The sequence below is a fragment of the Williamsia muralis genome (assembly GCF_002735905.1).
Lineage (GTDB): Bacteria > Actinomycetota > Actinomycetes > Mycobacteriales > Mycobacteriaceae > Williamsia > Williamsia muralis_A.
Window position 1 is genome coordinate 1569886 of sequence record NZ_PEBD01000010.1, and the last position, 12930, is coordinate 1582815.

Annotated in this window: 8 protein-coding genes; 3 read left to right on the plus strand and 5 right to left on the minus strand. The window is 65.3% G+C overall.

The genetic code is table 11. The annotated features are described in order from the left end of the window. Window positions 1–87 precede the first annotated feature (87 nt). Entirely contained in the window at window positions 88–1137 is a 1050-nt protein-coding gene (locus CSW57_RS20890; protein ID WP_223249375.1) for an NAD(P)-dependent alcohol dehydrogenase, read from the plus strand. After that, window positions 1134–2627: a mannitol dehydrogenase family protein gene (locus CSW57_RS20895; RefSeq protein WP_099384359.1), complete on the plus strand. Its 1494-nt coding sequence runs from the start codon at window positions 1134–1136 to the stop codon at window positions 2625–2627. The genes CSW57_RS20890 and CSW57_RS20895 overlap by 4 nt, the downstream gene beginning before the upstream one ends. Window positions 2628–2642: 15 nt before the next feature. Here the strand turns inward: CSW57_RS20895 and CSW57_RS20900 are convergent, their stop codons facing one another. Beyond that, window positions 2643–2981 (minus strand): VOC family protein, encoded by a 339-nt coding sequence (locus CSW57_RS20900; protein WP_262982256.1) that lies wholly within the window; start codon window positions 2979–2981, stop codon window positions 2643–2645. 140 nt (window positions 2982–3121) lie between these two features. Here CSW57_RS20900 and CSW57_RS20905 point away from each other — a divergent pair, with 140 nt between their 5' ends. After that, the gene (locus CSW57_RS20905; RefSeq protein ID WP_223249376.1) at window positions 3122–3991 is read left to right on the plus strand and encodes an aldo/keto reductase; all 870 of its coding nucleotides are present in this window, start codon (window positions 3122–3124) and stop codon (window positions 3989–3991) included. Window positions 3992–4074: 83 nt separating this feature from the next. Here CSW57_RS20905 and xylB read toward each other — a convergent pair whose 3' ends face one another. From xylB to CSW57_RS20925, 4 genes are all read right to left on the minus strand, one after another. After that, window positions 4075–5472, minus strand: coding sequence for a xylulokinase (xylB, locus tag CSW57_RS20910; protein WP_099384360.1), 1398 nt, complete (start codon window positions 5470–5472; stop codon window positions 4075–4077). 57 nt (window positions 5473–5529) lie between these two features. After that, window positions 5530–7848, minus strand: a complete 2319-nt coding sequence (gene treY, locus CSW57_RS20915) for a malto-oligosyltrehalose synthase (protein ID WP_099384361.1) — start codon at window positions 7846–7848, stop codon at window positions 5530–5532. Between the two features lie 70 nt (window positions 7849–7918). Then, a complete protein-coding gene (glgX, locus tag CSW57_RS20920; protein WP_223249421.1) occupies window positions 7919–10321 on the minus strand; it encodes a glycogen debranching protein GlgX in 2403 nt (800 codons plus the stop codon). Window positions 10322–10555: 234 nt separating this feature from the next. After that, window positions 10556–12784 (minus strand): acyltransferase family protein, encoded by a 2229-nt coding sequence (locus tag CSW57_RS20925; protein WP_099384363.1) that lies wholly within the window; start codon window positions 12782–12784, stop codon window positions 10556–10558. Window positions 12785–12930 lie beyond the last annotated feature (146 nt).

Below are 12930 nucleotides of genomic sequence, written 5' to 3' on the forward strand. Positions count from 1 at the left end.
TGTGAGCAAATGCTCACTGGTGGTGCATATGCTCAGTAAGCTAACATCCTGAATGTGACCCACGCAACACCCACAGAGGACCGGCGAATGACTCCAGCCACCATGACCGCGAGTGTCCTGACCGCACCCGGCAGTCTGACCGTCGAGCAGCGAGAGGTTCCGTCGCCCGACCCCGGCGACGTGTTGGTCCAGGTGAGCGCGGTAGGGGTGTGCGGATCCGACACCCACTACTACCGACATGGACGGATCGGTGACTTCGTCGTGTCGTCGCCGTTGGTGCTGGGACATGAAGCCGCCGGGCGGATCGTGGCGGTCGGCAACGGAGTGCCGGAGTCGCGGATCGGGGAGCGGGTGTCCATCGAACCCCAACGACCGGACCCCGACGACGAGCCGACGCGACGCGGGCAGTACAACCTGTCTCCGCACATGCGTTTCTACGCAACTCCACCGGTGGACGGTGCGCTCGCCGAGTTCGTGACCATCGGGTCGGCCTTCGCCCACCCTGTGCCCGACTCGGTGAGCGATGAGGCGGCCGCGTTGTTCGAACCACTGTCGGTGGCGATCGCCGCTTGTCGCAAGGCGGAGGTCGGGATCGGTGACGGCGTGTTGATCACCGGTGCGGGTCCCGTCGGGCTGCTCTGTGTCCAGGTGGCGCGGGCGGCGGGTGCCACCCGGATCGTGGTGACCGACGTGAACCGCACACGACTCGCGGTCGCGGCCGGATTCGGGGCAACGGACGTGCTCACCCCGGATGAGCTGGACACCACGATCGGCGTCGACTCCTTCATCGACGCATCGGGTGCGGAATCGGCGATTTCATCCGGCATCGCCGCCGTCCGGCCCGGTGGCCGCGTGGTCCTGGTGGGCATGAGTGCGAACTCGACGATGGCGTTTCCCATCTCGCTTGTCCAGAATCGGGAACTCGTTGTGACAGGGGTGTTCCGGTACGCCAACACCTGGCCGATCGCGCGCGAGCTGGTCACCTCGGGCAAAGTAGATCTCGACTCGATGGTCACCGGGCGTTTCGGTTTGTCCGAGGTGGCCGAAGCCCTGGATGCCGACCGGCAACCGGGCAGTATCAAAGCTGTTGTCTACCCGGGCAGGCTCGGTGGATCGGCAGGGGCGGGGGCATCGTGAAACTGGACAACGCAAGTCTGGCCGATCTCGTGGCGGTGCCGAAACCCGAGTACGACCGGACCCAACTGGGCTGCGGCATCGTGCATTTCGGTGTCGGCGGATTTCATCGTGCTCATCAGGCCATGTACGTCGACGCGTTACTCACCTCGGATCCTGCCTCGCGGAATTGGGCGATCTGCGGCGTAGGAGTGCTACCGGGTGATGTGCACATGCGAGATGCGCTGGTACCGCAAGATGGGCTCTACACGTTGACCCTCAAGCATCCCGGCGGGGCCGTGCAGACCTCGGTTGTCGGCTCCATCGCCGAGTATCTGTTCGCACCCGACGACCCGGCAGCGGTGATCGACAAGCTCGCCGACCCGGCCACCCGAATCGTGTCGCTCACCATCACCGAGGGCGGGTACAACTTCTCGTCCGCGACAGGGGAGTTCGATCTGGCCAACCCGGCGATCCAGGCCGATCTCCAGCCGGGTGCTGTTCCTTCGACGACGTTCGGCCTCGTCGTCGAGGCCCTCGGCCGTCGTCGCGACGCCGGGCACCGCTCGTTCACGGTGATGTCGTGCGACAACATCGAGGGCAACGGAGACATCGCACGTAGAACATTCACGGCCTTCGCGTGCAGCAAGGACCCCGGTCTGGCCGAGTGGATCAGCGAGAACACCGCTTTCCCGAATTCGATGGTCGACCGGATCACCCCGGCCACGCCACCCGAACTCGGCGATGAGGTGCAGGCGCGCACCGGCATCACGGACCGGTGGCCCGTGGTCGCCGAACCTTTCACCCAGTGGGTTCTCGAGGACTCGTTCTCGGCCGGCCGTCCTCGACTCGAGTCTGTCGGTGTACAGGTGGTTTCCGACGTGGGTCCGTACGAGCTGATGAAGCTCCGGCTGCTGAACGCGGGTCACCAGACCCTGTGTTACTTCGGCCATCTGATGGGCTACCGGCTTGTGCACGACGCAGCGCAGGATCCGTTGATCCGCCGTCTCCTGCTGGGCTACATGAACAACGAGGCTCGGCACACGCTGTTGCCCTTGGCCGGTGTGGATGTCGATGCCTACATCGAGACGCTGATCGAAAGGTTCTCCAACCCGTCGATCGCCGACACCATCGCGCGGCTCTGCCAATACTCGTCGGACCGGATACCGAAGTGGTTGTTGCCCGTAATCCGTCAGCAGCTCCAGGCCGGTGGTGACGTGGTGTTGGCTGCGGCGGTGGTGGCCAGCTGGACCCGCTACGCAGAAGGGGTGGACGAAGCAGGTGAGCCGATCGACGTGGTCGACCCGCTCGTGGATTCGTTGGTCCCCCTTGCGGTCCGGAGCCGCAACGAGCCGCTGGCGTTTGTGCAGAATCGTGAGCTGTTCGGTGACCTCGCCGACGAGAACCGATTTGTGCGCCCCTACCTGTGGACGTTGGAATCGTTGCGCCGCAACGGCGCTCGGGAGACGTTGCAGCAACTGCTGGTGGAGAACAACGACCCCCGAGGAGTCTGACGGGGCCGCCTGGAGTTACTCGGATGCCGCGTCGTCGTCGTGGCTGACGATGTTGATGACGTTGCCGTCGGGTGCCCGGACGAAGAACCTGCGCACGCCCCACGGTTCCGTGGTCAACGGGTGGACGATCTCGAACCCGCGTCGTTGTGCTTCGGCATAGGCCTCTTCCACCTGGTCGCCCACGTGTACCGAGATCACCGAGTCGACAGGTGAGGTCGCATCCTCGGTGACGAGCTGAATCGCCGCCCGGCCGTCTGCGGACTGGTAGTTGGCCACCCAGCCCAGATTGAAAGCCTCGATACCGAGGCCGAGGTAGTCAGAGTAGAAGTCGCGCGCAGCGGTGATGTCGGGCACCGACAGATTCGCTGTACACCGGTGGGTTTCATGGGCACTCCTTCGGCTGTGTTGTGGTGACAGTGTGGGGCGAAGGGCCTGTGAGGGCAAGGGTCCCCGCTCTTGACGTCAAGTCGCGTTGAGGTCCTATCGTTGACCTGATGATGAACACGCAGCCATGGTCTGCTGACGATCCGCCCGAGCAAGGGCTCGGACTCATGCGATTGACGGAGGCGGGTACCGACCCTGATCGTGATCCGACGGCGGTGGTGCATGCCGCACTGGACGTCGGCGTGACCCTGCTGGACACCGCCGAGATGTACCGCAACGAGGAACTGGTCGGGCGTACCATCGCCGGACGCCGCGAAGAGGTCATCCTGTGCTCGAAGTTCGGTGTCAGATGGGGTGATTCAGGTCGATTCGATGACTGGAGTGTGCACGCCGACGCCGCGACGGTGGTCTCCTCGTGCGAGGGCAGCCTGCGCCGCCTGGGGGTTGAGGTCATCGATCTCTACTACTTGCACCACCGCAGTGAGCACACCCCGATCGAGGAGACGGTCTCGGCCATGGCCGGGCTGATCGAGGCGGGCAAGATCCGCTCGATCGGCCTGTCGAACGTCACTGTGGAGGACGTTCGCCGAGCGCACGCGGTCCATCCCGTCCTCGCTGTGCAGGAGGCGTGGTCGCTGTCGACACCCATACCCGGGTCGATGTCGGAAACATTGGCGGAGTTGGGTATTGCGCTGGTCGCGCATTCACCGACCGGCCACGGCGCGCTGCGTGCGGAAGATTCCACATCTCTCGGTGTGGCGCTGGGCCACATCGCCCGACACCGCGGGGTGTCGCCGGGGCAGGTGGCCCTGGCCTGGGTGCACTGTCAGGGCCGGAGACGAGATGAGGTCGTCGTACCGCTTCCGGGGACCACGAGTGTGCGCCATCTGCACGACAACGTGGCCGCCATCGGCATCGAGCTCGATGACAGCGAACTCGATCGGCTCACCGAAGCGGCAGCGCCGACATCAGTCGCGTGAGAGGTAGCCGAGGGCACCATGCCCTCGGCGCGTAGCCACGGGGACTATTTCGGTGTGGGTGCGCGGTCGGTCCCAGCCGGCGGTCAGTTCCGGCCGACAGTCAGTCCGGATGCCTCGTGGTACTGCTCGACGACGTGAGGGGTCGGATCGGCCTCGTAGACACGTTCGTCGGCGGCCGACCAGCGAGGTGGTTCAGACGTGGGGTCGAGCGACCAGGCGGCCTGACGGGCGGCGCCGAGCGCGACGTATTCGCCTGGTTCCGGGACCACGACGGGGCGGGCGAAGATTGCCGGGGCCAGCTCCCGGACGGCTGCAGAGCGCGCGCCGCCACCGACGAGGATGATCCGGTTGATCTCGATGCCTTGGTCGCGAATCCGGTCGGCGCAGTACTGCAGGGAACACAGCAGACCTTCGACGCCCGCCCGGGCGATGTTGGCGCTGTTCAGGTTTCGTCCGGTCATGCCGTGCAGGGCTCCGCGCGTGCGCGGCAGGTTGGGGGAGCGTTCCCCTTCGAAGTACGGAACCAGGGACAGCCCGTCGGCGCCCGCAGGTGCAGACAGGGCAAGGTCGGACAACGTGTCGAAGTCGACGTCGAGCATCCTGGCCACAGCCGCCAGTACGGGGGCCCCGTTGAGAGTGCACACCAGCGGCAATTGCCGGCCCGTGGCGTCGGCGAAACCGGCAACCAGTCCGGCGTAGTCGGTCGGCGCACTGTCACTGACCGCGCTGACAACTCCAGAGGTGCCGAGTGACACGATGCAGTCGCCGGGGGCGGCGCCGAGCGCCAGCGCCGCCGCTGCGTTGTCGCCGGCGCCCGCGCCGATGCCCGCGCCCGACCGCATGGCGCCACCGTTCTGTGCTGGGCCGACGATCCGGGGCACCATCGGCGCCCGGCCTCGCATCGCCAACTCCAGCAACCGAGGCTGGTACTCGTCGGCCGCTGCGCTGAAATAGCCTGTGCCACTTGCGTCGCTGCGATCGGTCCACAGGTCGGCCAGGTCGGTACTTCCGGTGAGCCTCCAGCTGAGCCAGTCGTGGGGGAGACACACCGCGGCGGTGCGATCGGCGTTGGCGGGCTCGTTGTCGGCGAGCCACCGCAGCTTGGTGGCAGTGATCGCCGCGACCGGGACCACCCCCACCTCGTCCACCCACTGCTGCGGCCCGCCGAGGTCGGCGATGAGCTCGTCGGCAGCGGGACCGGAACGGGTGTCGTTCCACAGCAGCGCGTCTCGCACCACCTCACCGGCCTCATCGAGACACACCATGCCGTGTTGCTGCGCTCCCACGGATACCGCCGCGACGTCGTCGAGACCGCCGGCTGCCTCGACCGCTGAACCCAGGGCCTGCCACCAACGATCTGGATGCACTTCGGTGCCTGCCGGGTGCGGCGCGCTACCCGAGCGCACGACGCGGCCGTCGGCTACGTCGCACACCACCACCTTGCTGGATTGGGTCGACGAATCGATTCCTGCGACCAACATGGTGTCCAACTCCTCAGTGCGCGCTCGCGTTGGTGAAGCCCGCAACCAGGACGCTGGTCACTCCCTCACACGCTCGAAAATGCCGACCGGCGTGGCCAGCCCCGACAGCGTCACATTACCGTCGACGTCAGTGCCGGTGATCTGCTCCCGCCACGTACCGGCGGGGAGATCGAGATGGGTCTGGGCCCATTGCTCGGCGTCGAGGCCGACGGTCCAGCGAGCTGCCGCGACGATCACTTCGATCACCCCGGCCGTCGAGGTGCGACCGAAGGCCACCAGATGATCGGCGGCCGGACCGGTGCCCGACAGCGGCTCGTACCCACCGTAGACGAACACCTCCGGTCGGCGCCGGCGAAGGGTCAAGGCCGCCCGCACCATACGAGTCTTCGGGTGTTCGCCGTCGCGGGTGTAGTCCACCGCCCGGCGATTGTCCGGGTCGACGAGGGAATCGTCGAACCACTCGGTGCCCTGATAGACGTCCGGGATTCCGGGCAGCAACGACGCCAGCGCCTTCTGCGACAGAGCGTCGGATTCGATGTGAGGCAACATCTCCTGTACGAGCTGGGTGTACTCGGGCGCACACCGGCCGTCGAACGAGGCATCGATCCACGCATGTACGGCGCTCTCGAACTGTTCGTTCACGTCGGTCCACGTGGTGCCCACCCCGCCTTCGCGGATCGCCTTTGTGGCGTACTCGTGGAAACGGGTACGAAGGGCCCCGGTGATGACGCCGTCGACCGGCCAGATCCCGAACAGGTTCTGTCGCAAGAAGAGTCCGGTGACCCCGGCGGGCGCGGGGTTGCGGGACTCCGAGCGGTCGACAAAGTCGGTCCACCTCTGCGGGATCTGGGACAAGATGCCGATGCGTGCCCTGACGTCCTCACTCCGCTTGGTGTCGTGAGTCGACAATGAGGTCAGTGCCCGCGGCCAGTTCTCCGCCCGGGTCACGTTGGCGGCGTGGAAGTCGTCGATCAATTCACCGAAGGCAGCCGGGTCGCCGCCGACCTCCTGCAGGCTGACCAGCCGTGCGGTCCGGTAGAACAGGCAGTCCTCGACGCTCTTCGCGGTGACGGCGCCGCACACCTGGGCGAGCCGGCTGCGCGATTCGTCGTCGGTCGCCACTGCCGATGCGAGCAGTTCGAAAGCAGTTGCCAGGGCCGGCAACCGTTCTCGCTCACTTGCGATGACCGAATCCAGAGTTCCGGCGAGTATCGGATAGTCGGCGCGATAGACGCCCAGACCCGCGATCACCGCGCCGATCGCCGAATCGAGGTCGTCGTTCGAGAACACCTCGCCATCACGGGCCGTTGCGGTGATCGCTCGTCGCAGGCGGGCCCGTTCGGCAGGGAAGGTCTCGTCGAGGATCGACAGCTTGAGCTGTCGTTCCGCCGCGTGCAGCCACAGCTTGTCACCGCGATCACCGGTGTATTTCTGATGCAGCTGCCCGAGACCCGATTCACCGGTCGGGTCGATGAGCACCGCGCCCACCGACCGCATCGTCTCGTAGCCGGTGGTGCCGTCGACCGGGAGGCTCGGATCCAGAGGCTCGTCATGGGCAAGGATCTTCTCGATCAACAGGATCCGGTCCGGTCCGATGTCGGCACGCAGTCGGCGGAGATAGTCCTGGGGGGCCGCCAGACCGTCTGGGTGGTCGACGCGAAGACCGTCCACGAGGTCTTCCGCGACGAGTTGACGGATCAGGTCGTGGGTGGCCTGGTAGACGGCGGGGTCTTCCTGTCGCAATCCCGCCAGACCATTGACGGAGAAGAAGCGGCGATAGCCGATGACGCCGATGTTCCACGGCACCAGCCGGTAATGCTGCCGGTCGTGGACTTCCTGGGCCGATTGGCCGCCTTCGGTGCCGGGGGCGAGAGGGAACCGGTGGTCGTAGAACGAGAGTTCTGGCTCGTCCCCGCTTGTGTCCACCTCGAGTGATGCCACGTCGTCGGCGGACCCGAGAACCGGCAACGCGATCTTGCCGTCGGCCCCGTTGTCCGCCGACCAGTCGATGTCGAAATAGTCGGCGTAACGAGACGTCCGACCGTTTCGCAACACGTCCCACCACCACGGGTTCTGCCGTGGGTCCTCGACGCCGGTGTGGTTGGGGACGATGTCGACGATCACACCGATGCCGCGTTCGGCTGCCGCCGAGCGCAGATCCCGCAATCCCTCGATTCCACCGAGCGACTCGGCGACCGCCGGCGGCGGAACCCAGTCGTACCCGTGGGTCGACCCCTGTTGGGCGGTCTGGATCGGCGACAGGTACAGATGGCTGACGCCCAGCCCTTCGATGTGGTCGAGCTGTTCAATTGCGTCGGCGAAGGTGAACTCGCCGTGCAGCTGAAGCCGGTAGGTGGCCGTCAGCGGCAGGATCATGGGTACTCCAGCGGTTGTCGAGTTTGGCCGGTATCGGTGTCCGGCCAAGGCGGTGGCACAAGATCGAAGATCAATTCACTTTGCGGAGTACCAACAACGACCGTTCCCTAACCAACAGTGCGCTGCCGGCTTTCGCGTTGACCGTGCTCGAGCCGGTCGGGTGGGCGGTGTCGAGTTCGCCGGTCCACTCGTTGGCGTAGAAATCGGTCGGCACCCGGAAGACGATCGGTTCGTAGTGCGCGTTGAAGCACATCAAGAAATCGTCGTCGACAACCAGCCGTCCACGGACGTCCTTCTCGTTGATGCCGGATCCGTTCAGGAAGACGGCCAGGGATTTGCCGAAACCGCTGTCCCAGTCCTCCTCGGTCATCTCCTCGCCGCTGGGTGTGAGCCACGCGATGTCACGTGCCTGGTTACCCGACCGGATCGGCCGACCGGCGAAGAATCGGCGCCTGCGGAACACCGGATGTGACGATCGCAGGGCGATGACCCGTCGGGTGAACTCGAGCAGATCCGAGTTCTTCTCTGCCAGTTGCCAATCCATCCATGCGATCGGGCCGTCCTGGCAGTAGACGTTGTTGTTGCCGTTCTGGGTCCGGCCGATCTCGTCACCGTGGGCGATCATCGGGGTGCCCTGGCTCAACATGAGGGTGGCCAGAATGTTGCGTTGCTGTCGCGCACGAAGGCGCTCGATGTCGGGGTCGTCGGTGGGACCTTCCACACCGCAGTTCCACGAACGGTTGTGACTTTCTCCGTCCCGGTTGTCCTCGCCGTTCGCCTCGTTGTGTTTCTCGTTGTAGGACACCAGGTCTCGCAGGGTGAAGCCGTCGTGCGCGGTGACGAAGTTGATGCTCGCGCTGGGGCGGCGCCCGGTTGCCTCGTAGAGGTCTGACGAGCCTGTCAGCCGCGATGCGAACTCTCCGAGTGTCGCGGGCTCGCCGCGCCAGTAGTCACGCACGGTGTCGCGGTACTGCCCGTTCCACTCGGTCCACAGGCCTGGGAAGTTGCCCACCTGGTAGCCGCCCTCGCCCACGTCCCACGGCTCCGCGATCAACTTCACCTGGCTGACCACGGGATCCTGTTGCACCAGATCGAAGAAGGCTGACAACTTGTCGACGTCGTGCAGCTCGCGGGCGAGTGTCGAGGCGAGGTCGAAACGGAAACCGTCGACGTGCATCTCGAGCACCCAGTAACGGAGCGAGTCCATGATCAGCTGCAGCGTGTGCGGATGGCGCACGTTCAGACTGTTTCCGGTACCCGTGTAGTCCATGTAGTGCCAGGGTTCGCCGTCGACGAGTCGGTAATACGCCGCATTGTCGATGCCGCGGAATGCGATGCTCGGACCGCGATGGTTGCCCTCGGCAGTGTGGTTGTAGACCACATCGAGGATCACCTCGATCCCGGCCTCGTGGAATGCCCGCACCATCGCCTTGAACTCCGGAACCGCACCGCCGGCCCGCTGGTTGGCCGCGTAGTCGGCGTGGGGTGCCATGAAGCCGAAGCTGTTGTACCCCCAGTAATTTCGCAGACCCTGATCAAGCAGGGTCTGGTCCTGCAGGAACTGATGCACGGGCATCAGTTCGATGGCTGTGACACCCAACGAAGTGAGGTGGTCGATGATCGCCGGGTGGGCGAGCCCGGCGTAGGTTCCGCGGAGCTGTTCGGGCACTTCGGGATGGGTTGCCGTCATGCCCTTGACGTGGGCTTCGTAGATGATGGTCTCGTAGTACGGGCGATTAGGAGACCGATCGTGCTGCCAGTCGAAGAACGGGTTGATCACCACCGACGTCATCGTGTGGCCCAGCGAGTCGAGCCTGGGAGGTTCGCCGAACAGGGGGTCGGGCGTAGATTCTGGCCGCGGTCGGGGTGTGCGCTCCTGTGCGGGTGCTGCCGTGCCAGGGACTGTGTCATCCAGGGACTTGGGAGTGGTTGCGTCCGAGTCGGTTTCGCTGTCGGCGGACGAGTCTGTGAGCTGGTCTGACGGGGCGGCGTCGTCTGTCGACGCAGCGACATCAAGCGAAGCCCGCGTGTCGGTGTCGGTGTCGGTGTCGGGCTGAGGACTCGGGTCGTTGCCGCCGTCCGTGTCGGCCGTGGGCTCGGTCAGCACCTGTTCCTGCGGATGTTCCTCCAGCACGATCGGGTACGAGTACAGGGAAGCGTCGCCGTCGAACTCGCCATGGAATGCCTTGCCGTACGGATCGACCAACAGCTTGGAGGGGTCGCAGCGATGGCCCTGACGAGGGTCATAGGGGCCGTGGACCCGATAGCCGTAGAGCTGACCGGGCGATATCGACGGCAGGTACGCGTGCCAGACGTAGCCATCGACCTCCTCGAGGGGTACGCGCGTCTCAGACCCGTCAGGACCGATCAGGCACAGGTCCACGGCGGTGGCCACCTCGGAGAAGAGCGAGAAGTTGGTACCCGCTCCGTCGAACGTCGCGCCGAGGGGATATGCACTACCCGGCCACACCATCAGCTCCTCGATCACGCCGCCCGTGGCGCCGGCGGTGGTGCCGTGAACCGCCACCGCGACGTCGTGAGAGGCGGTCGAATCGTCCACGGTTCTGGCGGACGACGCGTCGCTTCTGGGGGTTGATGTCATGGGCACCCTCGCATTTTCATGTTGATGACCCTACTGTTCGCGGAGGCCCGCGGCACTGTCAGTGCGGAGCCATCGCACCAGATCACCGGAAGAGTAGAGGGTGCTTCAGGTCCAGGGCAGCGCGGCTTGCATCTGACGTTGCAGTTCGGCTGTGAGACTGCGCACATAGGTCGCGCTCAGGTGATGCCAGTCGTGGTAGACGGTGATGTTCCCGACCACGGCAGGGCAGGTCGTGTCGTTGCACATGCCGTCCGTCAGGTCGAGCGGCAAGACGTTCGGGTGGTCCGCGACGATGTCGAGCGTGGGGTTCGTCGGCGCGAAGGAGGCGGAACGCGCGGTGTCGCAGTTGTCGCTGTCGCGGGTGTTGGCCAGGCAGTCCGGGGTGTTGATCGGTCCGTCGGCGTTGTGGGGCCACGAGCTGTCGCGTATCCCGAGGATGGGGATGTTCGCCTGGGCGAACTGGTCGAAGATCGGCAGGTAGTCGCCGGGCACCCAGTCGCCGGGGCCGTCGTCGCGCGGCCGGGTTGTGTTGGTGAACAGTGCATCCGGCTTGTCGGCGATGATCTGCGGGACCACTTTCTGGACCCAGTCATGACACTGCGGATAGGGAACTCCGCGTTGCTTCGGCACCAGCTCGGTGGACAGCGGACAGCCCATCTTCAGATATGTCTTCACCTTGAAGTGGTTCTGTTTGCCGATGATGTCGAGCGCCGTGATCCAGTATTCCGCGTGCGAGCCACCTGCAAGCGCAATCGTCTTGGTGGCCAACGGATCGCCGTACACCCCGACGTGCACCCCGGTGTCGTCGAAGTCGCTGATGTGGCCGTTGAACGAGGTCACCGGCAGGTCGTTGACGACCTGTAGTGCAGATGGCTGGGGGTCGACGTGGGGGACCGGGGCGTTGTCGAGGAGCGCCCGGGCACCGGGATAGACACGGGGATCGAGCTTCGTGGTGTCTACCGTCATGTGGGTGACGTGGTAGTCCCAGGCCTTGAAACCGACCGTCATCACCACCGCGCTCACGATCAGCACGCTGGTCACCACGGTGGTGTAGTCCAGGAGTCTGGACCGCCACGGGTTCACCGTGGCTGCGTGCGCCGGGTGGTGTTGACGCGTCGGGGTGCCCTTGTGCGGCGGATCTTCTTTGTGGATCGACACCGACCGGGGTGCTCGCAGTGGCTCTTCGATGTACCGCTTGGTCAGCCACGCCATCGCGATGGACACCGCGATGAGAGCGGTTCCCTCGACGATCGACGCATGGTTCTTGTCACGCCACGTCAGGTAGAAGATCAGCAGCGGCCAGTGCCACAGGTAGAGGGAATAGGAGATCGACCCCAGCCACACCATCTGTCGGGCGGACAGTGCGTGATTGACAACCGGTTGTCCCGACTTCGGGCCGTGCTGCAGCGCTGTCGCACCCGACCAGATGATGGCGAGCGTCGACAGCACGGGAACCAGCGCCCACGGTCCGGGATACTGCTCGACACCCACGATCCACCAGCCACAAGTGATGATCAGTCCCAGGGCGGCGACTGCGACGACATTGCGGATGACATTGGGAACCCGGAACTTCGGCATCCAGACGGCGAGCAGACCGCCGGCGAGCGGCTCCCACACGCGGGAGATGGTGTCGTAGTAGTTGAACTGCTGGTTGACGTCCATCCGCATGTGCGCCCAATAGAACGACACGGCGGCCACCCCGAGGAGCGATACGCCGATCAGGATGCGGATGACCGTGGGGTCGGCCAGCTTGCGTACTCCGGCACGCACCAGCACCGTGATGATCCCGGCGACCGCCAGGGCGGTGAGCATGGTCAGCACGAAGAACTGGCCCTGTACCGACATCGACCACAGATGCTGCAGAGGACTGTTCGCCGAACTGGCCGCCGTGTAGTCCTGCGAATTGAACGCCAGATGCCAGTTCTGGTAGTAGAACAGGCTCGCTATGACCTCTTGGCCCGTCGCCCGCCAGCGGGTCTCGGGGAAGATGAGCAACGTACCGAGGCTGATGACGACCAGGATCGCGACCAGCGCGGGCAGCAGTCGCCTGCCGAGCCGGGTCAGTCGTTTGACCGGGTTGATCGCGGGCCAGAGTCCGGCCTGATCGTTCTGTGCGCTGACGATGACGTGCCGCAGCAGCGAGCCGACAAAGAAGTACCCCGACAGGGTGAGGAACACGTCGACACCGCCGGACACCCGCCCGAACCAGATGTGGAAGCACGCCACCAGGACGATGGCCAGGCCCCGCAGACCGTCGAGGTCGGTGCGGTAACTGGGGACCGTGTCGGCGGGTACCGCCGGTGGCCTCTTCTCAACGCTGGGTGCGGCTGTCAACTGCTCTCTAGTCTCACTTGTCCGGTGGCGCTGAAATCGGTGTCGTCACAGCATCGGGGTGGGCGGTTCCGGCACGTAATCTACCTGCTGCACCTTAGAATCCCCGGCCTGGAACGCCGCGGCGCGCTCATTAGGGTGGGTAGGTG